The 21,798-nt window shown below is 69.2% G+C and carries 20 protein-coding genes; 6 read left to right on the top strand and 14 right to left on the bottom strand.

Going from position 1 to position 21,798, the window contains the following annotated elements:
- Positions 1-5: 5 nt before the first annotated feature.
- Positions 6-416: an RcnB family protein gene (locus ACSQ2H_RS01525; RefSeq protein ID WP_436059715.1), complete on the top strand. Its 411-nt coding sequence runs from the start codon at positions 6-8 to the stop codon at positions 414-416.
- 6 nt (positions 417-422) lie between these two features.
- On the opposite strand, the gene ACSQ2H_RS01520 is transcribed toward ACSQ2H_RS01525, so the two are convergent.
- The 5 genes from ACSQ2H_RS01520 to ACSQ2H_RS01500 are packed head-to-tail and all read right to left on the bottom strand — an operon-like array spanning position 423 to position 8,320.
- Positions 423-1,280, bottom strand: coding sequence for a Ku protein (locus ACSQ2H_RS01520; protein ID WP_436059714.1), 858 nt, complete (start codon positions 1,278-1,280; stop codon positions 423-425).
- A gap of 50 nt (positions 1,281-1,330) precedes the next feature.
- Positions 1,331-2,824, bottom strand: a complete 1,494-nt coding sequence (locus ACSQ2H_RS01515; protein ID WP_436059713.1) for a carboxylesterase/lipase family protein — start codon at positions 2,822-2,824, stop codon at positions 1,331-1,333.
- A gap of 57 nt (positions 2,825-2,881) precedes the next feature.
- Positions 2,882-6,091, bottom strand: coding sequence for an error-prone DNA polymerase (locus tag ACSQ2H_RS01510; protein ID WP_436059712.1), 3,210 nt, complete (start codon positions 6,089-6,091; stop codon positions 2,882-2,884).
- On the bottom strand, positions 6,088-7,614 hold the full coding sequence (locus tag ACSQ2H_RS01505) for a DUF6504 family protein (RefSeq protein WP_436059711.1): 1,527 nt from the start codon (positions 7,612-7,614) through the stop codon (positions 6,088-6,090). The genes ACSQ2H_RS01510 and ACSQ2H_RS01505 overlap by 4 nt, the downstream gene beginning before the upstream one ends.
- Positions 7,532-8,320, bottom strand: coding sequence for an ImuA family protein (locus ACSQ2H_RS01500; RefSeq protein WP_436059710.1), 789 nt, complete (start codon positions 8,318-8,320; stop codon positions 7,532-7,534). Before ACSQ2H_RS01500 ends, ACSQ2H_RS01505 begins: the two co-directional genes overlap by 83 nt.
- Positions 8,321-8,450: 130 nt before the next feature.
- Between ACSQ2H_RS01500 and ACSQ2H_RS01495 the strand changes: the two genes are divergently transcribed.
- Entirely contained in the window at positions 8,451-9,575 is a 1,125-nt protein-coding gene (locus tag ACSQ2H_RS01495; protein ID WP_436059709.1) for a glycosyl hydrolase, read from the top strand.
- Positions 9,575-9,838 carry a MoaD/ThiS family protein gene (locus ACSQ2H_RS01490; protein WP_436059708.1) on the top strand — a complete coding sequence of 88 codons (264 nt, stop codon included), beginning with the start codon at positions 9,575-9,577 and terminating at the stop codon, positions 9,836-9,838. The genes ACSQ2H_RS01495 and ACSQ2H_RS01490 overlap by 1 nt, the downstream gene beginning before the upstream one ends.
- Here ACSQ2H_RS01490 and ACSQ2H_RS01485 read toward each other — a convergent pair.
- From ACSQ2H_RS01485 to ACSQ2H_RS01465, 5 genes are all read right to left on the bottom strand, one after another.
- Positions 9,835-10,188, bottom strand: a complete 354-nt coding sequence (locus tag ACSQ2H_RS01485; protein ID WP_436059707.1) for a hypothetical protein — start codon at positions 10,186-10,188, stop codon at positions 9,835-9,837. The genes ACSQ2H_RS01490 and ACSQ2H_RS01485 overlap by 4 nt on opposite strands.
- Before the next feature lie 88 nt (positions 10,189-10,276).
- Entirely contained in the window at positions 10,277-11,851 is a 1,575-nt protein-coding gene (gene serA / locus ACSQ2H_RS01480) for a phosphoglycerate dehydrogenase (RefSeq protein WP_436059706.1), read from the bottom strand.
- An 84-nt stretch (positions 11,852-11,935) separates the two neighbouring features.
- Positions 11,936-13,105, bottom strand: coding sequence for a phosphoserine transaminase (locus tag ACSQ2H_RS01475; protein ID WP_436059705.1), 1,170 nt, complete (start codon positions 13,103-13,105; stop codon positions 11,936-11,938).
- Positions 13,106-13,237: 132 nt separating this feature from the next.
- Positions 13,238-13,663 carry a hypothetical protein gene (locus ACSQ2H_RS01470; RefSeq protein ID WP_436059704.1) on the bottom strand — a complete coding sequence of 142 codons (426 nt, stop codon included), beginning with the start codon at positions 13,661-13,663 and terminating at the stop codon, positions 13,238-13,240.
- Positions 13,664-13,727: 64 nt separating this feature from the next.
- Positions 13,728-14,063, bottom strand: coding sequence for a hypothetical protein (locus ACSQ2H_RS01465; RefSeq protein ID WP_183775028.1), 336 nt, complete (start codon positions 14,061-14,063; stop codon positions 13,728-13,730).
- A gap of 214 nt (positions 14,064-14,277) precedes the next feature.
- Between ACSQ2H_RS01465 and ACSQ2H_RS01460 the strand changes: the two genes are divergently transcribed.
- Both ACSQ2H_RS01460 and ACSQ2H_RS01455 read left to right on the top strand, forming a co-directional pair.
- Complete coding sequence (locus ACSQ2H_RS01460; RefSeq protein WP_436059703.1) at positions 14,278-16,179, top strand: ATP-binding protein; 1,902 nt, start codon at positions 14,278-14,280, stop codon at positions 16,177-16,179.
- Between the two features lie 120 nt (positions 16,180-16,299).
- Positions 16,300-16,668: a hypothetical protein gene (locus ACSQ2H_RS01455; protein ID WP_436059702.1), complete on the top strand. Its 369-nt coding sequence runs from the start codon at positions 16,300-16,302 to the stop codon at positions 16,666-16,668.
- Positions 16,669-16,733: 65 nt separating this feature from the next.
- Here ACSQ2H_RS01455 and ACSQ2H_RS01450 read toward each other — a convergent pair whose 3' ends face one another.
- Complete coding sequence (locus tag ACSQ2H_RS01450) at positions 16,734-17,309, bottom strand: nucleotidyltransferase family protein (RefSeq protein ID WP_436059701.1); 576 nt, start codon at positions 17,307-17,309, stop codon at positions 16,734-16,736.
- Complete coding sequence (gene thiD, locus ACSQ2H_RS01445; RefSeq protein WP_436063530.1) at positions 17,306-18,109, bottom strand: bifunctional hydroxymethylpyrimidine kinase/phosphomethylpyrimidine kinase; 804 nt, start codon at positions 18,107-18,109, stop codon at positions 17,306-17,308. The genes ACSQ2H_RS01450 and thiD overlap by 4 nt, the downstream gene beginning before the upstream one ends.
- Positions 18,110-18,205: 96 nt before the next feature.
- On the opposite strand from thiD, the gene ACSQ2H_RS01440 reads away from it, so the two are divergent.
- A complete protein-coding gene (locus tag ACSQ2H_RS01440; RefSeq protein ID WP_436059700.1) occupies positions 18,206-18,940 on the top strand; it encodes an SDR family oxidoreductase in 735 nt (244 codons plus the stop codon).
- Here ACSQ2H_RS01440 and folP read toward each other — a convergent pair.
- Positions 18,937-19,728 (bottom strand): dihydropteroate synthase, encoded by a 792-nt coding sequence (gene folP / locus ACSQ2H_RS01435; RefSeq protein ID WP_436063529.1) that lies wholly within the window; start codon positions 19,726-19,728, stop codon positions 18,937-18,939. The genes ACSQ2H_RS01440 and folP overlap by 4 nt on opposite strands.
- A 108-nt stretch (positions 19,729-19,836) precedes the next feature.
- Positions 19,837-21,714 carry an ATP-dependent zinc metalloprotease FtsH gene (ftsH, locus tag ACSQ2H_RS01430; protein WP_436059699.1) on the bottom strand — a complete coding sequence of 626 codons (1,878 nt, stop codon included), beginning with the start codon at positions 21,712-21,714 and terminating at the stop codon, positions 19,837-19,839.
- Positions 21,715-21,798: the final 84 nt, after the last annotated feature.

The following is a 21,798-nucleotide window of genomic DNA, read 5'->3' as shown; positions in this document are numbered from 1 at the left end:
AGCTTATGAGGAAGTTTCTGACCGCCGCCGTCGCCCTGTCGGTCCTGGCCAGCGCGGGCGTCGCCTCCGCTCAGCCGTACCGCGGCGACGACCGCCGCGACCACGCCGAGCGCCACTACGACAAGCGCATGGACAAGGCCGAGCGCAAGTATGACCGCGACATTCGCAAGGCCGAGCGTAAGTACCGGGCCAGCGCCTATCACCGCCCGCCGGGTTACCAGTATCGTCATTGGAACCGCGGCGACCGCCTGCCGCCGGCCTATCGCGCCGACCGCTATCGGATCAGCAACTACAACTACTACCGCCTGCCCCCGCCGCCCCGCGGCTACTACTACACCCGTGTCGACAACGACGTGATCCTGACCGCGGCCGCCACCGGCGTCATCGCCTCGGTCATCGTGGGGATGTTCCAGTAATCGCCGTCAGGACGCCCGCTTCCGGGCGGGCGTCTTGCGCGGGGCGCTCTTCTTGGCGGCCCCGCGCGGCTCGGTCTTGCGTCGCGGCCCGCCCTCCCCGAGGCTGCGGCGCAAGGCTTCCATGAGGTCGATGACCTCGGCCTCCTTCGGCTCCTCGAGCTTCGAGACGACGCCGTGGTGGGCTTCCTTGTCGGCGATCAGCTTGCGCAGCGCGTCCTCGTAGCGGTCGTTGAACTCGCTCGGATCGAAGGCGCCTTCCAGCTGCTCGATGATCTTCTCGGCGATGGCGACCATCTTGGGGTCGGCCTTCACGTCGGGAATGCGGTCGAAGAACTCGGCCGGATCCTTCACTTCCTTGTTGTTGCGCATGGTGTAGGCGACGATCCCCTGGTCGCGCGGCTCCAGCGCCATCAGCCGTTCGCGCTGGTGCATGACCACCCGGGCGAGCGCCAGCTTGCCGGCCCCCTCCATCGCCTCGCGGATCACCCCGAACGCCTCGGCCGCCAGATCGCCGTCGGGGGTCAGGAAGTAGGGGTCGTTCCAGTAAAGCCGGTCGATTTCGGCCGCATCGACGAACCGCTCGATGTCGATGGTGCGGGTCGTTTCCAGCCGCACGTTCTTGATCTCCTCGTCGGTGACAACGACGTAGCGGCCCTTCTCGATCTCGTATCCCTTGACGATATCGGCGCGATCGACCGGCCCGGTTTCCGGGTCTGTGGGGATCATGCGGATGCGGTTGTGCGTCTCCTTGTGCAGCATGTTGAAGGAGACGTCGGCGCTGCGCGATGTCGCCGTGTAGAGCGCCACCGGGCAACTCACCAGCGACAGGCGCAGATAGCCCTGCCATGTCGGACGCGCGGCCATGTTCCAAGACTCCCCTGCGGCCAGAGTCTCAGAACGCCGAGCTTGGCGATTCAGTTCTCCGGCACGGCCAGGCTTGGCAGCGCGACCTGCTCCTGCGCGTCGAGCTGGCGCTTGCGAAAGCCGGTCCGCACGCCGCTCGTCGCCCCGAATTCGACGAGCTCGTCGCGCGCGGCGGCATAGGCCGGCCAGGCGATGGCGCACTTGGGCGCGCCGGTCTTGGCGAAGGCGACCCAGCAGCCGTGCATCAGGTCGGCCATGGCCCGGTCGTCGGCCGCCACCATGCTCAGCGGCGTGCGCCGGCCCCAGTACTCGAACACGTACTGGATCTCGGCGGCGTGCGCGGCGGTGGTCACGCCCATCGGCCGGAAACGCGAGCCGACATAGCTGAAATGGTAGAGCCAGGCCGGCTTGCCGCCCGCCGCCTGGCCCGCCAGCCAGCGGGCCGGCCCGACCATGTAGCGGTCGCCGAACGCGGCGCGGACCAAGGCCTCGTCGCCCTTCGCCGCCTCGTCAGGATAGGCCGCCTTCACCGATGCGGGTATCTCGGCGGCCATGGTGGAGGCGTTGGGCAGCCGGCGGCCGAGCAGCGAATCCTCGCCGGAATTGGCCCCGATGATCAGCGGCACGTCCGCCTCGCGTCCGGCTGCGAAGGCCTGGGCGGGCGTCTCCTTGAGCAGGCGGCCGTCGACGAACGGGCCGTAGTCGCCGCCGGCGCCTTCGTCGGCCAGGGTCTGCGCCGGCAGCGCCCGCAGCTGCGCCAGGTCGCTCGCGCCGAGCTTGCCGGCCAGGGCCACGCCCTCGGCCTGCTTCTGCGTTAAGGTCTCGGGTGGGCTCCAGCCGCCGCCGGATTGCACCGCGGCCTTGTGGAACAGGCCCTTGGCGGCCGGCGCGGCGAGCAGGGCCAGGGTGCTCGCGCCGCCGGCGCTTTCCCCGAAGATGGTGACGTTGCCGGGGTCGCCCCCGAAGGCGGCGATGTTGCGCTTGACCCACTGCAGGGCCGCGACCTGGTCCATCAGCCCGTAGTTGCCGCCCTGGTCCTTTCCGAGCGCCGGATGGGCGAAGTAGCCGAGCGGCCCGAGCCGGTAGTTGATCGCCACCAGCACGACGCCGTCGCGGGCGAAGTTCTGGCCGTCATAGATCCAGCCGGCCCCGGTCTTGTGGCCGCCGCCATGCAGCCAGACCATGACCGGCGCCTTCTTGGCCTCCAGCGGCGCGAAGACGTTGAGCTGCAGGCAGTCCTCGCTCGTCGGCCCATTGGCGCTGCCTTCGTTGGGGGCGCCGTCGGCGTTCATCTTCTGGGGACAGGATGGGCCGTTGGCGGTGGCGTCGCGTTCGCCGTTCCAGGCCAGCGGCTTCTTCGGCGCCGCCCAGCGCAGCTCTCCGACCGGCGGCGCGGCGTAGGGCACGTTGCGGAAGATCTTGGCGCGGTCGGTCTGGGCGCCGACCAGCATCCCGCTCTCGACCTTGACCTTCGGCCCGTCGGCGGCCTGGGCCGCGCCGGCCAAAGCCAGGCTTCCGAAGACGATCGCACCCCAACGCAGCATGGCGTTCCCCCCTGAGCGGCGCCGGAGAATTCGGCCATGCCGCCCCGTGGTCAAGGCCTAGTGGAAGTCGCGGCTGCGGATCAGGCCGCCGGTCACCCGGTTGCGGATCTGCGGCGCCGGCCCGTCCTCGTCCTTCAGCTCGGCCAGGCGGTGCGACAGGTCGGTGAACCGGCGGGCGACCACGTGGATGACGTTGCTCTCGCTCTGGATCTGGCCGTGCACCACCATGAACGACGAGGTCATCACCAGCCGCCGATTGGCCGCGAAGGCGTCCTGCCAGACCACGATGTTGGCGACCCCGGTCTCGTCCTCCAGGGTCAGGAAGGTCACGCCCTTGGCGGTGCCCGGCCGCTGGCGCACCAGCACCAGCCCGCCGATCGAGACCAGCTTGCGATCGCGGAGGTTTTTCAGGTCCGCCGCCCGGACCGCGCCGAGGCTGCCCAGGCTTTCACGGAAGAAGCTGATCGGATGGGCGCGTAGCGACAGGCTGGTGGTGCGGTAGTCTTCCTCGACCTCGTGCGACGGGCTCATCAGCGGCAGTTCGACCTGATGCTCCTTGACCCCCATGGCGGCCAGCAGCGGCGCGGTCTTCAGGCTGCTGGATTCATCTGCCAGCCCCTTCACCGCCCACAGCGCCTGGCGGCGGGACAGGCCCAGGCAGGCGAAGGCGTCGGCCTCGGCCAGCAGCTCCAGTGAGCGGCGCGACAGCCCGGCGCGGACCGCAAAGCCCTCGACGCTGCGCACGCCCTCAGCCCGTGCGGCGACCAGCCGCTTGGCCTCATCGTCGCTGAACCCCTTGATCTGGCGCAGGCCCAGCCGCACCGCCCGCAGGCGACCCTCCCGGGTCGCCGGTTCCAGGGTGCAGTCCCAGTCGCTGGCCAGCACGTCGGGGCCGCGCACCTCGACGTCGTGTTCGCGTGCGTCGCGGACCAGCTGGGCGGGCTGGTAGAACCCCATCGGCTGGCTGTTCAGCAGCGAGGCCAGGAAGGCGTCCGGCCAGCGCCACTTCACCCAGGCCGAGGCGTAGACCAGCAGCGCGAAGCTGATCGCGTGGCTTTCCGGAAAGCCATAGGAGCCGAAGCCCTCGATCTGCTTGAAGCAGCGTTCGACGAAGGCCGGGTCGTAGCCGCGGCTCTTCATGCCCTCCAGGAACTTGGTCTCGTACTCGCCGACGCTGCCGAGATTGCGGAAGGTGGCCATCGACCGGCGTAGGCCGTCGGCGTCGTTCTCCGAAAACTTGGCCGCCTCGATGGCGATGCGCATCGCCTGTTCCTGGAACAGCGGCACGCCCAGGGTCTTGCCGAGAATGTTTTCTAGTTCGTCCTGCGGATGCTCCAGGCCCGGCCGCGGATAGTCGACCGGTTCGATTCCATCGCGGCGCTTGAGGTAGGGATGGACCATGTCGCCCTGGATCGGGCCGGGGCGGACGATCGCCACCTCGATGACCAGGTCGTAGAACTTCCTAGGCTTCAGCCGCGGCAGCATCGACATCTGCGCCCGGCTCTCGACCTGGAAGACCCCGACCGAGTCCGCCCGACTCAGCATCTCGTAGACCTCCGGGACCTCCTGCGGGATGTGGGCGATATCGGTGATCGGCCGTCCCACGTCCTCGGGCGGGATCATGTCGAAGCTTTTCTTCAGCGCGGTCAGCATGCCCAGCGCCAGCACGTCGACCTTCATCAGGCCGAGCGCGTCGATGTCGTCCTTGTCCCACTCGATGAAGGTGCGGTCCTTCATGGCCGCGTTGCCGATCGGCACGGTCTCGTCCAGCCGCCGCTGGGTCAGCACATAACCGCCGACGTGCTGCGACAGGTGACGCGGGAACTTCAGCAACTGGGTCGCCAAGCTCACCGCGCGGCGGATCTCGCGATTGGTCGGATCGAGCCCTGCCTGGACGATATAGCTGTCGGGCACCTCCTCGCCCCAGCTGCCCCAGATGGTGCCGGCCAGCGCGGCGGTGACGTCCTCGGTCAGGCCCAGCGCCTTGCCGACCTGGCGGATCGCCATGCGCGGCCGGTAATGGATGACGGTCGCGACGATGGCGGCGCGGTCGCGGCCATAGCGGCGATAGACGTACTGCATCACCTCTTCGCGGCGGGCGTGCTCGAAGTCGACGTCGATGTCCGGCGGCTCGCCGCGCTTTTCGGAGATGAACCGCGAGAACAGCAGGTCCTGGTCGTCCTTGGTCGGATCGACCGCCGTGACCCCCAGGCAGAAGCAGACGCAGGAATTGGCCGCCGAGCCACGACCCTGGCAGAGGATGTCCTGGCTGCGCGCCCAGGCGACGATGTCGTGCACGGTCAGGAAATAGTTGGCGAAGCCGAGCTTCTCGATGAGGGCGAGCTCGTGCTCGAGGGTGCGGCGCTCCTTGTCGCCCATGCCCTTGTCGAACCGCCACTGGGCGCCTTCCCAGGTCAGATCGCGCAGGTGCTGGATCGCGGTCTTGCCCGGCGGCACCGGTTCGTCCGGATATTCGTAGCTGAGCTGGGAGAGGTCGAACTCAATCCGTTCGACGATCTCCAGGCTGCGTTCGACCGCGCCGGGATAGCGCGCGAACAGTCGCCCCATCTCGGCCGGCGACTTCAGGTGCCGCTCGGCGTTGGCGGCCAGCCGCAGCCCCGCCTCGTGGATGGTGCAGGTCTCGCGAATGCAGGTCAGCACGTCCTGCAGCGGACGGCGTTCGGCGGCGTGGTAGAGGACGTCGTTGGTGGCGACCATCGGCGCGCCGGCGCGTTCGGCCAGCGCCGCCAGCCGCGAAATCCGCTGCAGGTCGCGCGGGCCATAGTCGCGGGCGGCCGCCAGCCAGACGTCGCCGCGCAGGTCGCCGCCGATCTGGACGACCTGGCGCTCGAACGCGTCGTCCAGGCGCTCCGGCGGCACGATCAGCACCAGCTGGCCCTGGGCATGGTCGGCGAAATCGCCCCATCGCAGCTCGCAGCCGCCCTTCTCCGCCCGCAGTTGGCCCAGCGTCAGCAGCCGGGTCAGACGGCCATAGGCCTCGCGGTCGGAGGGATAGCAGAGCAGCGACGGCGTCCCGTCCACGAAGTCCAGCCGGCAGCCGGTCAGGGCCTTCACCGCAAAGGGCGTGTCCTTCATCGAACGCATCTGCGTCCAGGCCCGCACCACCCCGGCCAGGGAGTTGCGGTCGGTGATCCCGATCGCCTGCATCCCCAGCATGCCGGCGGCGGAAACCAGCTCCCAGGGATGGGAGGCGCCGCGCAGGAACGAGAAATTGGTGGCGGCCTGGAGCTCGGCGTAACGGGTCATCCGAACACCCCGTGCAGCCACCAGCGGGCCGGGACGCCGTCTTCGTAGAGGCCCTCGCGATAGACCCAGAACCGCGCGCCGTCCTGGTCCTCGACCCGGTAGTAGTCGCGGACGTGGCGGACGCTGACGTCGTCGATGTCGCCGCGCCACCATTCCTCGCCGATGCGCTCGGGCCCTTCGGCCCGGGCCACCCGGTGCAGGCGCTTGCGCCATTGGAATTGCCGCGGCGGGTCGTCGGGGGTCAGGGCCATGACCAGGTCCAGCGGCTCGGGCTGGCGGAACAGCCGCAGCGGCCGCGGCGCCTCCGGGCTCCAGGCCCGCGGCGGGACGGCGGCCAGCGGCGCCGCCGGGCGCGCCGACAGCTCCGGCACGTGGCTCTGCACGGGCGCGGTCTTCCAGACCCGTTCGCCGCCCAGGCGGTTGCTCAGACGATCGACCAGCGGCCCCAGCCCCTCCTCGATCGCCGGCTCGGCGCGGGCGTCCAGGCGGACCTGACGGCCGGACACCGCCTCCACCGCCTCGGCCTCGAGCGTGACCACGTCGATCCCGAAGCCGGGGTCGATGGTCTCCAGCTTGGGCGCCAGCAGCTTGGCGATCCGGGCCGGGTCGCGGGCGGCCAGCGCCATCCCGATCTCCAGCGGCAAGGCCCGCCCGTCGAGGCGGTGGAAGACCAGGCGGAAGCGGCGTGCGCCCCGCCCCTCCTGTTCCAGGCGCGCGCACAGCTTGGCGGCGACGTCGCGGGTCACCCGCTGCAGGTCCTCCAGGGCGCTGATCGGCTCGAAGAAGGCCAGCCTTGCGAACCAGGGATGCGGCGGGCGGCGGAAGCTCAGCGCCTCCTCCGCGCGGCCCATGGCCTGGTCGATCCGCACCAGGGTCTGCTGGCCGAACCGGCGGGCCAGCGGCGCGCGCGGCAGGCCCAGAATCTGCAGCAGCAGCCGCAGGCCCAGCCGTTCCATCTGGGCCGCCGCCGCCGGCTCCAGCCGCAGGGCGGCCGGCGGCAGATAGGCGAGCAGGTCGGCCTGGCCATTCGGCAGGGCGATGATCTCCGCCCCCTGGCCGTAGTGGGCCAGCGCCCAGGCCGCACCAGGCGTGTCGGCGACCGCGCCACGCACGAAGATCCCGTTGCCCCCTAGCCGCGCGCGATAGTCGGCGAGCAGCTGCGCTTCGCCGCCCCACAGATGGGCGACGCCGCTGATGTCGAGGAAGAGGCCGTCCGGGGCATCTTCGGCCACTGCCGGCGAATAGCGCACCGACCAGTCGGCCAGGGCCGTCAGGGCCGCGGCGTCAGCCTCCGGCTCGCTCTCGGCGACGACCAGATCGGGGACCAGCGCCATGGCGTCGGTCGCCTTCTGTCCAGGAAACAGGCCGAGCGTCCGGGCGGCCTTGTCCGCCGCCGCCAGCCGGCGCGCGCCCTTGACGGTTTCGACCAGGGCGAAGGGCTCAGGCGGAGAGTCGGAGGGGTTCCGCCGGCGCCAGTTGGCGATCGCCCAGTTCGGCGACCAGGCGCAGAGGATGCGGGCCATTCTCGGCCTCCCAGGTGTATGCGGCCTCGGCTTCCATCAGCCACGCGCCGGTCCGCCCGCCCCGGCAGCGTTCCAGTTCGACCCGCCAGCGCGGCGGCCCCAGGCCGAATTCTCCCGGCCCAGGTTCGCTGGGCGCAGGCGTGATCTTCCAGCGGGTGGCGGCGGCCGAGCCCGCCGTCTCCTTGCGCGCCTGCCCGCCATAGGGCCGGCGACGGATCATCAATCCGGTGGCCCCGTGTTTCTCGCAGGCCAGCTGCAGGCGCCGCCCGGCGGTCAGGTCCACCCCCTCCACCTCGGCGAAGACGGCGGCCACGCCGAGGGTCGACAAAGCGTCCTCGGCCACCGCCAGAGCCTCGTCCTCGTCGCGGGCGCAGACCTGGATCAGTCGTTCGGCTGGAAAGCCGAGCCCGACCAGGCCAGGGGCGAAGAGATCGTCGCGCCGCAGAATCCACACCGCCTGTCCGCGGCGGGCCAGCGGCGCGGCGGTCAGGGCGGCGAAGGCGGCCGGGCAGGCGCCGAGCTCGGTCTCCATCCCGGCCCCGCGCAACTCGTGCCACTGGCCCAGCGGCAGCCCGCCGCCCGGCAGGCAGGCGTCGATCGCGCCCGCCCCGAACGGCAAGGATTCGGAGTCCGCCCGTCCGCCCGCCTCGAGGGCGGCGATCTTCGCCTTGAGAGCCGCCAGGCGGCTGTCGCGAAAACCGGACATGGCTTTTTCGTTCTCCGAAGTTCTACTTTTGTTCTAGTTTCGGCAGCGAGAGAGTCAAGCACCTCCCGGTGGCGCCGTAGGCCCCAAGCCGGTGCTATGCTCGCTGCAAAGAGACGAACGGGAGGTCCAGATGTCGGCCGCAGTTCAGCTTCTCGTCGGCACCCGCAAGGGCGCCTGGATCTATCGCAGCGACGCCGCACGCCAGACGTGGTCGGTGCAGGGGCCGATCTTCCTGGGCCACATCGTCAACCACCTGGTGCTCGACCCGCGCGACCGAAAGACCCTGCTGATGGCCGCCTCGACCGGCCATCTCGGCCCGACGATCTTCCGCTCCACGGACGAGGGGCGCACCTGGACGGAGGCGCAGCGGCCGCCCGCCTTTCCCAAGGTCGAGGGCGAAGGAGCAGCGCGCTCGGTCGACCATGCATTCTGGCTGGAACCGGGTCACGCCAGCGAGCCGGGCGTCTGGTGGGCCGGCGCCTCGCCGCCCGGCCTGTTCCGCAGCACCGACGGCGGAGCGACCTGGGACGGCGTCGCCGGCTTCAACGACCATCCGCAATACTGGGACTGGTGTCCGGCCGACGGCGGCACGCCCGACGGCGCGCTGCTCAACCAGATCCAGATCGATCCGCGCGATGCGCGCCACATGTACATCGCCACCTCGACCGGCGGCGTGTTCGAAAGCCTGGATCAGGCGGCGAGTTGGAAGCCGCTGAACCAGGGCGTCGAAGCCAACTTCTTCCCCGACCCCTATCCGGAGTACGGCCAGGACGCCCACTACATCGCCCTGGCCCCGACCATGCCCGACCGCATCTGGCAGCAGAACCATTGCGGCATCTACCGTCTCGATCGCCCGGCCGAGCGCTGGGACAGGATCGGCCAGGCCATGCCCCAGGAGATCGGCGACATCGGCTTCACCATCGTGCCGCACCCGCGCGACGCCGACAGCGCCTGGGTGTTTCCAATGGACGGCACCGAGGTCTGGCCGCGCACCAGTCCCGGCGGACGGCCAGCAGTCTACCGCACGTCCGACGCCGGCCGGAGCTGGCGACGCCACGACGCCGGCTTTCCCACCGAGCAGGGCTGGTTCACGGTCAAGCGGCAGGCCTTCTGCGCCGACGCCAATGATCCGGTCGGGCTCTATCTGGGCGCCACCAACGGCGAGGTCTGGATGAGCGACGACGAGGGGGAAGGCTGGCGGCCGATCGCCCGGCACCTGCCGGAAATCTATTCCGTGGTCGCGGCGCCGCTCTGATGGTTCAGGTGTTCATCCCCTCGCAGCTGACCTCCTATACCGAAGGCGCCAGCCGGCTGGCGGCGGAAGGCGGCAGCATCGCGCAGGTGCTCGACGACCTCGACCGGCGCTTTCCAGGCCTGAAATTCCGGGTGATCGACGAGCAGGACCGCATCCGCCGCCACATGCGGATCTTCCGCAACGGCGACCGCGCCAAGGACATCGGCCAGGCGGTGAGCGACGCCGACGAGGTGCTGATCTTCGGGGCGCTGTCCGGCGGCTAGAGAATCTCGTCCGGATCGGGCGTCGACAGGAAACGGACGGCGGGGATGTCCTCGCGCCCCTCCATCCAGGCCTTGGCCAGGCGGTGCCCGCCATCCATCAGCCGGCCTTCGGCGCAGAGGATCACCGGATAGGCCAGGTCGGCGTCGAAGATCCGCCGCGCATGCTCGGCGACCTTGCGGACGCTGGGCACGTGACGCTCCTGGAACCAGCAATCGACCTCGAACTCGCCGATCTCGGCAAGCTTCACCTGCTCGACCGGCAGGCCGGCGCTCAGCGCCCACAGCCGGTCGGTCCACCAGAGGCCGCGCCGGCCGTCGGCGAGCGGACGGGTGTATTTTTCACGGCTCACGGCGGCTCCCGATCAGCTTGCTGAACCTTGGGAGGCCGATGGTGCGCGAGGCCGCGCCGCCCGGCAAGGCGGCGCGGCCTGCGACAGATCAGAAGCGCAGAGTGCGCGCTTCCTTGACGTGCGGCAGGGCGCGGATCTTCTCGATCAGCGTGTCGCCCGGATCCTGGTCGACGCCGACCAGGGCGATGGCGTCTTCCCCGGCCGAGACGCGGCCGAGGTTGAAGGTCGCGATGTTGACCTGCGCCTCGGCCAGCAGCGCGCCGAGCGCGCCGATGAAGCCCGGCTTATCGAGGTTGTTCACGTAGAGCATGGTCGGGGCGAACGGGGCGTCCAGGTCCATGCCCTTGACCTCGACGACGCGCGGCGCGCCGGCGATCACGGTGCCGGCGAACGAGCGCTTGCCGAGCGCCGTGGTGACGGTGATCCGCACCAGGCTGTCGAAGATCGGCGAATCGTCCTGCTTGCTCTCCGAGACGGTGATGCCGCGATCCTTGGCCACGGCCGGGGCCGAGACCATGTTCACCTCGGCCAGCATCGGGCGCATGGCGCCGGCCAGCGCCGCGGCGGTCAGCGGTCGGGTGTTGAGGTTGGCGACTTCGCCCTCGTAGGCGATGTCCACGGCCTTGACCTCGACGTCGACCATCTGGCCGGCGAAGGCGCCGAGGCGCTCGGCCAGGGCCACGAAGGGCTTCAGCTTCGGGGCTTCGTCGGCGGTGACCGACGGGCTGTTCAGGGCGTTGGAGACCGCGCCGGTGAGCAGGTAGTCGCTCATCTGCTCGGCGACCTGCAGGGCGACGTTCTCCTGGGCTTCCATGGTCGAAGCGCCCAGGTGCGGCGTGGCGATGAAGTTCTCGGCGCCGAACAGCACGTTGTCCTTGGCCGGCTCCTCGACGAACACGTCGAAGGCCGCGCCGCCGATGTGGCCGTCGTCCAGGCCCTTGCGCAGGGCCGCTTCGTCGACCAGGCCGCCGCGGGCGCAGTTGACGATCAGCACGCCCTTCTTGGTCTTGGCCAGGTTCTCGGCCGACAGGATGTTGCGGGTCTTGTCGGTCAGCGGGGTGTGCAGGGTGATGACGTCGGCGCGGGCCAGCAGCTCTTCCAGCTCGACCTTCTCGACGCCGATCTCGACGGCGCGTTCAGCCGACAGGAAGGGGTCGTAGGCGACGACCTTCATCTTCAGGCCGTTGGCGCGGTCGGCGACGATGCCGCCGATGTTGCCGGCGCCGATCAGGCCGAGGGTCTTGGCGTACAGCTCCACGCCCATGAAGCGGTTCTTTTCCCACTTGCCGGCCTGGGTCGAGACGTCGGCGGCGGGCAGCTGGCGAGCCAGGGCGAACATCATGGCGATGGCGTGCTCGGCGGTGGTGATCGAGTTGCCGAACGGGGTGTTCATCACCACGATCCCCTTGGAGGTCGCGGCGGGAATGTCGACGTTGTCGACGCCGATGCCGGCGCGGCCGATGACCTTCAGGTTGCCGGCGGCGGCGATGACGTCCTTGTCGGCCTTGGTGGCCGAGCGGACGGCCAGGCCGTCATAATCGTTGATGATCTTGAGCAGTTCTTCTTTCGACAGGCCGGTCTTCACGTCGGCGTCGACGCCGCGCTGCTTGAAGATGTCGATGGCGGCCGGGCTCAGCTTGTCGGCGATAAGGACGCGGGGCATGGGAGTTTCCTTGCAGGAATGGGGGTAGGCGTCCTCGGCTCCACGCGGTTTACGGGCGTGAAGTCGCGAAGACGCGGGAAGGCCTTAGGCGGCTTGCAGCTGCTCGAGGGTGGTGGCGAACGCCCAGTCGAGCCACGGGGTCAGGGCCTCGATGTCCGAGGTCTCGACCGTGGCGCCGCACCAGATGCGCAGGCCGGCCGGGGCGTCGCGGTAGCCGCCGATGTCGAGGGCCGCGCCCTCCTTTTCGAGCACCGAGGCCAGCTTCTTGGCGAAGTCGGCCTGGGCGTAGTCCGCCAGGGCGGCGACGCGGGCGTCGACCACCTTCAGGCAGACCGAGGTGTTCGACCGGGTCACCGGGTCGGCGGCCAGGAAGTCCACCCAGTCGGTCTTTTCGACCCAGGCGGCCAGGGCCGCGAGGTTGGCGTCGGCGCGGCGTTGCATCTCGGTCAGGCCGCCGATCTGGGCGCCCCACTTCAGGGCGTCGATGGCGTCTTCCACGCAGAGCATCGAGGGCGTGTTGATCGTCGCGCCTTCGAAGATGTCCTTGGCCAGCTTGCCGGCCTTGGTCATGCGGAACAGCTTCGGCATCGGCCAGGCCGGGGTGTAGCTTTCCAAGCGGGCCACGGCGCGCGGCGACAGGATCAGGATCCCGTGCGCGCCTTCGCCGCCCAGCGCCTTCTGCCAGGAGAAGGTCACGACATCGAGCTTGGCCCAGTCGAGGTCCTGGGCGAAGGCGGCGCTGGTGGCGTCGCAGATCGTGATGCCTTCACGGTCGGCGGCGATGAAGTCGGCGCTCGGGACGCGGACGCCCGAGGTGGTGCCGTTCCAGGTGAAGACCAAGTCGGCGTCCTTGCGGACCTTGGTCAGGTCCGGCAGCTCGCCGTAGGGCGCGTCCAGGACCTCGGCCGGCAGCTTCAGCTGCTTGGTCACGTCGGTGACCCAATCCTTGCCGAAGCTCTCGAAGGCCAGCAGCTGGACCGGCTTGGGGCCGAGCATCGACCACATCGCCATTTCCACGGCGCCGGTGTCCGATCCGGGCACGATGCCGATCAGGAACTCGTCCGGAACCTCCAGCACCTGGCGGGTGCGTTCGATCGCATCCTGCAGGCGCGTCTTGCCCAGCTTCGAGCGGTGCGAGCGGCCGAGCACGGCGTTCTGGAGATTTTCGGGGGTCCAGCCGGGGCGCTTGGCGCAGGGGCCGGAAGAAAACTCGGGGCGAGCCGGACGCATGGCCGGCTTGGCGAGGGTCGTCATATCGATGTCTCCCATCCTTACAGATGAGCAGCACCCCGTTGGGGGGGTGTGGCCCGCGGCGGAGAAACTCCGGATCGCGGCGCAGCGCAAGCAAAAGTTTTCGGACGCTCGTCGCGGGAACCTTTGCGGTCGCTAGACGGCCCGGCGCCGGCGCTGCAGCAGACCGACCACTGCCCCGGCCAGCAGGCAGGCGCTAATTCCCAGGAAATTCAGATTGTTGATCCAGATGTACATGACGTCGACCGGGCGCGAGGTGACGATGTAGAACGCGTGCAGGCTGAACTGCACCGCATAGAGCAGCATAACGCCGCCGAGCCAGAAACTGGCGAAGCTGACCGTGATGATCAGCAGACCGATGGCGGTGAGGCCGTCGAGGGTGAGCCGTGCGAGCGCCTGGGCCGAGTCCGGCAACAGCAGACCGCTGAGGATCGACAGCACGACATTGGCGCCCACGATGGCGCCGCCGACCCGTTCGGCGAAGGTGCCCTTCCAGAGGGCCAGCAGCGAGATGCCCAAGGTGAGGGCGATCAGGCCAAGAACGATCGGTGATGTCGGCATAGCACAGCGCCCCTAACTCGCATTAGGGGCGCAGCACCAGTTAATCTATTGCAACCAAATCGGCTTAGCCGACTTCGCGCATCGCCGTCACGGTTTCGCGCTTACGCATCGCCGGCTTGTCCATGTAGCCGAGCTTGGTGCGGATGCCGAGGCGCAGCTGGGCTTCCGCCAGCTCGTTGTGCGCACCGACCATGGCGCTCCGGGCTTCTCCCAGGGCCTTGATGGCTTCCACCATCTTCACCTGCACTTCGTCAGCGAAGACGAGCGAGGCGTTAACTTCCGAACGGGCCTTCAGCAGATCGGCCAGCAGTTCGGTGGCTTCGACCATGGCTTGGTCAACCGCCGCTTCCGTCGAGAACAACTTGGTCGCGACACGCTGCGCGACAAACGCCTTTTCCATGGGGAACCCCTCCGAGGAAATTAACCAACTCCGTCAAGGTAAACCGGAGGTTAAATTCCACCTAGGAGATTCATGTTCCATTAACCACGATTTTATCGCTCGACGGTTGTGATCGTGGCTTTGGCGCCACAGTTCGCGCCCCGCGCGAGCCTTCTGGAAGCGAACCGTTAGGAGAATTCGCCTAAATCGGGAGCTCGGATGAAGCCCGGGCTCCATGACTGACCAGCCTCGCACCACCGTTTCTCGGCCCCAGATGACCTTCCACGCACGCGTGGCGGGGGTGGCTCTGATCACGACCGTGGTCGTCCTGGTGGCCGCGTGCCTGACCTTCATGCTCCAGCAGTGGGCCGTCGCCCGCGAGCAGAACCACCAGGCCCACCGCGCTCTGTCGGACGTCGTGGCGCGCGCCGCCGCCCCTGCCCTCGCGGCCGGAGACCGCGACGGGGCAAAGCTCTCCATTGCTACGCTCGGCAGCGACGGCAGCGTCACCCTGGCGGTTCTCAAGGATCAATCCGGCGGCACGGTCGCGCGGTTCGCCCGTCCGACGCCGCTGACCTCGGAGTCCTTCGAAGTCATCACCACTCCGCTGATGGCGGAGGGCCGGGCGGTCGGCGAACTCAGCCTGACCTTCGAGACCCCCGCCTTCACGGCCCTGCTGCCGCAGTTCGTCGCCCTGACCCTGGCGCTGCTGTTCGGCGGCGTCGGCGTTGCGCTGTTCCTCGCGCGCGGACTCGCCTCTCGGGTGATCGCGCCCGTGCTCAAGCTTTCCGAAGCGATGCACGATGTCGCCGCCAGCGGACGCTTCGCGCCCGTCGAGGTTGAGGCCGACGACGCCCTGTTCCGCAGCCTGACCGACAGCTTCAACCACTTATTGGCGAAGCTCGACGAGCGCGAGCAAGCGCTGCAACGGACCCTGCGCGAACTGGTCGAGGCGCGCGACGCGGCCAACGCCGCCAACGTGCTGAAGTCGCAGTTCCTGGCCAATATGAGCCACGAGATCCGCACGCCGCTGAACGGCGTGCTGGCCATGGCCGAAGTCATGTCGATGGGCGACCTGACCCAGGTGCAGCGCGAGCGTCTGGACGTCATCCGTCAGTCGGGCGGCCTGCTGCTGGCCGTGCTCAACGACGTGCTCGACCTCTCCAAGATCGAGGCCGGCAAGCTGACGCTGCTGGTCGACGACTTCGACCTGGAAGCGGCCGTCGCCCCGACCCGCGACTCGTTCTCGGTGATCGCCCAGGGCAAGGGCCTCGACTTCAAGGTCGAGGTGGCCGAGGACGCCCGCGGCGCCTGGCGCGGCGACGCCGACCGTATCCGCCAGATCGTCGGCAACCTGCTCTCCAACGCCGTCAAGTTCACCCTGCAAGGCGAAGTCAGCGCCCGCTTCGACGTCGGCCCGTCGGGCGTGCTGCGCCTGGTGGTTCGCGACAGCGGCGTCGGCATCGCCACCGAAAAACAGGCCGGGCTGTTCGAGAAGTTCACCCAGGCCGACAACTCCGCCACCCGCCGCTTCGGCGGCACGGGCCTTGGTCTCGCCATCTGCCGCGAGCTGATCCAGATGATGGGCGGCGTGATCAGCGTCGAGAGCCGCGAGGGCCAAGGCTCGGTGTTCACCGTCGAGCTGCCGCTGGAGCGCGGCGAGCTGGCCTGCGAGACCATCGCCGCGCCGGTGGCGACCGAGGAAACCGACGAGGGCGCGCTGCGCCTGCTGGCCGCCGAAGACAACCCGACCAACCAGCAGGTGCTGGCCGCGGTCATGGGCTCGCTGGGCATCGACATCGATATCGTCGCCAACGGCCGTCTGGCGTTCGAAGCCTGGCGCGACGGGTCCTACGACCTGATCCTGATGGACATCCAGATGCCGGTCATGGACGGCATCGATTCCGCCCGCGCCATCCGCGCCGCCGAGCGCGAGGCCGGCCGCCTGCGCACCCCGATCATCGCTCTGACCGCTAACGCCTTGTCGCATCAGGTCGAAGAGTACCTGGCGGCCGGCATGGACGGCCACGTCGCCAAGCCGATCGAGATCGCCAAGCTCTACGAAGCGATCAGCCGGGCTCTGACCGAGGCCGCCGCTGCCGGCGCCAACGCCAGCAGCGCCGTCGCCGCGGCCTGACCCGCCCCTAATCAAGCTGAACGACAGACAACGACGGCCTCAGACCCGTTTCAGGTCGCCCATGGTCTTTTGCCCATCAACGTCGCTTCCCCGCGACGCGGATGTCCAAGGAGGACCGTCATGAAAAAGCTCGTTCTGGCCCTGACTGCGGCTTCCGCCCTGGCTGCCGCCGCCGTTCCCGCCGCGGCCCAGCCGTACGGCGGCCCCGACCGCTATGATCGCACTCAGCGCTTCGACAACAACCGCGCCGACCGCCTGATGTGGCGCATCGACCGCGCCGAGGGCACCGGCTCGCTGAACTCGGGCGCCGCCGGCTGGCTGCGCCGCGAGGTGAGCAATACCGAACGTCTGGCCTGGCGCTACAGCCGCGACGGCTTGAGCCAGTGGGAGCGCCAGGATCTTGACCGCCGCTACGATCAGCTGGCCCGCCGCATAGATCGCGACGACCGCCGCTATGGCTACGGCTACGGCCCCGACTATCGCCGCTAAGGCGAGGGCTTGAGACACCGGGAAGGGGCGGCCGCGAGGCCGCCCCTTTTTCGCGCCTTCGCGCTTCAGCCGTCCAGGATCGACAGTTCCGGCCAGCGGCGCTGAGCGGCCTGGGCGGTGCGCAGGAAGCCGCCGGTCCTGCGGCTCGGGTTCGGCCGCAGGCGCATCGCGAACAGGTCCTCCAGCCCGAACGGGGCGTGGACAGTCAGCCGGCCGTCGTCTTCCAGCCGCACCCCCACAGCGAACACCGTCGACGTGAACCGCGACAGCGCCTGGGTGCTGGAGCTCAGCGGCTCGTACGACTCGCCGAATTTCTGTTCGAACCAGAGGTGCACGCGGGCCTGGTTGCGGACCTCGACCATCTCCTGGAACGGCGGCTCGAAGGCGGCGGCCACCTGCCGGATCACCACGTCTTCGGCCTCGTAGGAGGTGTCGGACGCATCGAAGTAGCCGAGGTCGTAGTCCTTGATCCCGTAGTCGGGATCGCGGCCGGTCAGGTGGTTCAGCACCGGCTGATAGACCGCGCCCGAGAACACCAGCCAGTCGGGCAGGTTCAAGCCCCGCACCGTCGTCAGCACGTGCATCAGGCTGGGGGTGGAGCGGACGATAGCCTCGAGCCGCCCCGCAAGATCCACGCTCATTTGCCGCCCCGCAGCGCCCAGGCGTGATCCAGCGGACCATGGCCGCCGCCGAGGCCGGGCGCAGCGCGCATCGCCTCGTGCACATAGGCCCAGGCGCGAGCCACCGCCTCGGTCAGCGGCAGGCCCTGCGAGAGGCCGGCGGCGCAGGCCGAGGCCAGGGTGCAGCCGGTGCCGTGGGTGTGGCGGGTGTGGATCCGCTCGCCCTCGTAGGTCGTCTCGCCCTGCGGCGTCAGCAGCACGTCGGTGACGGTCTCGCCCGGCACGTGGCCGCCCTTCATCAGCACCGCGCGGGCGCCGAGCTTCAGCAGCGCCTCGCCGACCCGGCGCTGGTCGTCCAGGCTCTCGACCGCCAGGCTGGTCAGGGCCTCGGCCTCGGGCGCATTGGGGGTCAGCAACGCCGCGCGCGGGATCATCAGGCTGCGCACCGCGTCCACCGCCTCGGGCGCCAGCAGGTTCGAACCGCCCTTGGCCACCATGACCGGATCGATCACCGCCGGGGCGGCCGTGCTGTCGAGGATCCGCGCGACAGTCTCGACCATCGCCACATCGCCGAGCATGCCGGTCTTGATCGCATCGGCGCCGATGTCGTCCAGCACCGCCCGGGCCTGGGCCTCGACCACCTCGACCGGGATCGGGTGAACGCCCGTGACGCCCAGGGTGTTCTGCACGGTCACCGCCGTGATCGCCGTCGCCGCATAGGCGCCCAGCATGGTGACCGTCTTGATGTCGGCCTGGATCCCGGCGCCGCCGCCGGAATCCGAACCTGCGATGATCAGCACTCGGCCCAAGGTCTCGCTCATGGACTGGAGGTAGCGCGAGCGGGCGGCGAATGCATCGGGATTTGCGCGGTCGTCCACTGTGGCGCTTGCGCCCGGCCCGCTGCTAACCTGCCAGCCATGAAAGTCGCCCTCGTCACCGGGGCCGGATCGGGGATCGGACGCGCCAGCGCGATCGCTCTCGCAGAAGCCGGCTATTCGCTCGTCCTCGTCGGCCGCCGCGCCGACAAGCTGGAAGAAACCGCCGCCGCCCTGCCTGGCGAGGCGCTGATCCAGGCGGCGGACATCGCCGACGAGGCCGCTGTCGACGCTGCGTTCGGAGCGGCGCAGGCGCGGTTCGGACGGCTGGACGTGCTGTTCAACAACGCCGGCGTCTCGGCCGGGGGGCGGCTGGAGGATCTGTCTCTGGACGCCTGGCGGCGAGTGGTCGACGCCAACCTGACGGGCGCCTTCCTCTGCACGCGCGCGGCGTTTCGGCTCATGAAGGCCCAGGAGCCCCGCGGCGGGCGGATCATCAACAACGGCTCGATCTCGGCCCACGCGCCACGGCCCTTCTCGGTCGCCTATACCGCCACCAAGCATGCGATCACCGGCCTGACCCGTTCGGCCTCGCTCGAAGGCCGCGCCTACGACATCGCCTGCGGTCAGATCGACATCGGCAACGCCGCCACCGAGATGACCCTGGCGATGGCCAAGGGCGTGCCGCAGGCCGACGGCTCGTTCGCGCCCGAGCCGCTGATGGACGTCAAGGCCGTCGCCGACGCCGTGGTGTTCATGGCGGGCCTGCCGCTGGACGCGAATGTCCAGTTCATGACCGTGATGGCGACCAAGATGCCGTTCGTCGGCCGCGGCTAGCGGGCGGCGGCCACCGCGTCCCACACTCTCAGCGCCTGTACGGTCTCGGCGACGTCGTGCACCCGCAAGACTTCAGCCCCGCGCGCGACGCCAGCCAGGGCGGCGGCCAGCGAGCCCGCCAAGCGTCCGTCCAGGGCCGCGCCGGCGGCCGGGTCGAGCGCGGCGATGAACCGCTTGCGGCTGACGCCCAGCAGCACCGGGAAACCCAGGGCCGCCACCGCGTCCAGGCGGGCGATGAGCGCCAGGTTGTGCTCGGGCCGCTTGCCGAAGCCGACCCCGGGATCGAGCCAGATCTTCTCGCGCGCCACCCCAGCGGCCATCGCCGCAGCGGCGCGCTCGGCCAGGAACTCACAGACCTCACCGACAACGTCGTCGTACTGCGGATCGGCCTGCATCGTGCGCGGCTCGCCACGCATGTGCATGAGCACCAGATCGCAGCCCAGCTCGGCGGCGACCTGCGGCCCGTCCGGCGCATAGCGGAGGGCCGCCACGTCGTTCCAGATGTTGGCGCCCGCCTCGACCGCGGCGCGGGCGACCTGCGGCTTCATGGTGTCGATCGAGATGGCGACCGGGCTCTCGGCCCGGATCGCCGCGATCAGCGGCACGGCGCGGGCGATCTCGTCTTCGGCGGATACCGGCTCGGAGCCGGGGCGGGTGGACTCTGCGCCGATGTCGAGAATGTCGGCGCCTTCGGCGATCAGTCGCCGCGCGTGAGTCAGGGCAGCGTCAGGATCGAGGAAGCGGCCGCCGTCCGAGAAGCTGTCGGGCGTGACGTTGACGATCCCCATGACCTTCACCGAACCGGGAATGGGCGAACCTCCTCTAAGCGCAGACAGCAAGACGCCCTCCTGGCGCGGGGCCGGGAGGGCGTCAAGTTCGCTAGGTCTGGTCGACCTTTAGGCCGGTTCGGGCCGCGGCGAGATCGGCACCGCCACCGACGGGCCCGTGGGCCGCTTGGAGTCGGCGTCGTCGCGGACGGGCGGGACGCCCTTCAGCGCGTTGATGATCTCGTCGCCGGTCAGGGTCTCGTACTCAAGCAGAGCCTTGGCCAGGGTGTGCAGGTCATCGAGCTTCTCGGTCAGGATCCGGCGGGCCTCGTCGAAGCCGCCCTGGACCAGACGCTTCACTTCGGCGTCGATCAGGTTGGCGGTCTCTTCCGAAACCGACTGGGTGCGCGACACCGAGTGACCGAGGAACACCTCGTCCTGGTTCTCACCGTACGAGACGACGCCGAGCTTGTCGGAGAAGCCCCACTTGGTGACCATGGCGCGGGCCAGCTTGGTCGCCTGATCGATGTCGGACGAAGCGCCCGAGGTGATCTTGTCCTTGCCGAAGATGATCTCCTCGGCCATCCGGCCGCCCATCAGGATGGCCAGGCGCGAGGTCATCTGCTCGTAGGACATCGACAGCTGGTCGCGTTCCGGCAGCTGCATGACCATGCCCAGGGCGCGGCCGCGCGGGATGATGGTGGCCTTGTGCACCGGGTCGGTGGCCGGGACGTTCAGGGCGATCAGGGCGTGGCCGCCTTCGTGGTACGCGGTCAGGCGCTTTTCGTCCTCGGTCATGGCCATGGACTTGCGCTCGGCGCCCATCATGACCTTGTCCTTGGCGTCCTCGAAGTCGCGCTGGGTGACCATGCGGCGGTTCTTGCGCGCGGCCATCAGGGCGGCTTCGTTGACCAGGTTGGCCAGGTCGGCGCCGGAGAAGCCCGGGGTGCCGCGAGCGATGGTCTTGACCTCGACGTCGGCCGCCAGCGGCACATTCTTCATATGGACGCGCAGGATGCGCTCGCGACCGCCGATGTCCGGATTCGGGACGACGACCTGGCGGTCGAAGCGGCCCGGACGCAGCAGGGCCGGGTCCAGAACATCGGGACGGTTGGTCGAGGCGATGACGATGATCGCTTCCGACGGGTCGAAGCCGTCCATCTCGACCAGCAGCTGGTTGAGGGTCTGCTCGCGCTCGTCGTTGCCGCCGCCCAGGCCGGCGCCGCGGTGACGGCCGACGGCGTCGATTTCGTCGATGAAGATGATGCAGGGGCTGTTCTTCTTGGCCTGCTCGAACATGTCGCGCACGCGGCTGGCGCCGACGCCGACGAACATTTCAACGAAGTCCGAGCCGGAGATGTAGAAGAACGGCACGCCGGCTTCGCCCGCGACGGCGCGACCCAGCAGCGTCTTGCCGGTGCCGGGAGGGCCGACCATCAGGGCGCCCTTCGGGATCTTGCCGCCCAGGCGCTGGAACTTCTGCGGGTCCTTCAGGAAGTCGACGATTTCCGTCAGTTCTTCCTTGGCCTCGTCGACGCCGGCGACGTCGTCGAAGGTGACGCGGTTCTTGTTCTCGGTCAGCATCTTGGCCTTGGACTTGCCAAAGCCCATGGCGCCGCGGGCGCCGCCCTGCATCTGACGCATGAAGAAGATCCAGACGCCGATCAGCAGCAGGATCGGCAGGCTGTTCAGGAACAGGCCCAGCAGACCGCCGCCGGCCGACTTCACGCTGATGTCGGCGCCGCCGGATTCCAGCCGCTTGATCAGGTCGTCCTGATTGTTCGGGGTCAGCGCGGTGTAGGACTTGCCGCCCGCATCCTTGATCTCGATCGCGGTGCCGCGGAACGTCGCGGCCTTGACCTCGCCCGAGTTCACCTTGCTCAGCAGCTGCGAGTAGGAGATCTGGCCCGAAGCGCCAGCCGCCTGACTGCCGCCGGTCATCATGCTGTAGAGGCCGATCAGGACGACGACGATGACGCCCCAGATGGCGAGATTACGCAGGTTCATGACGCGCCTTCGTGAAAAGTGTCTCTCAAATCCCACTGTAGGTGGGAGTGGCCAGGGGCACTAGCAAGCCTCGTGCCGCGCGAC

The organism is Phenylobacterium sp. LjRoot97 (assembly GCF_964254345.1).
GTDB lineage: Bacteria > Pseudomonadota > Alphaproteobacteria > Caulobacterales > Caulobacteraceae > Phenylobacterium.
The sequence above is the reverse complement of the archived record's forward strand: the minus strand, read 5'-3'. Positions and strand labels throughout refer to the sequence as shown.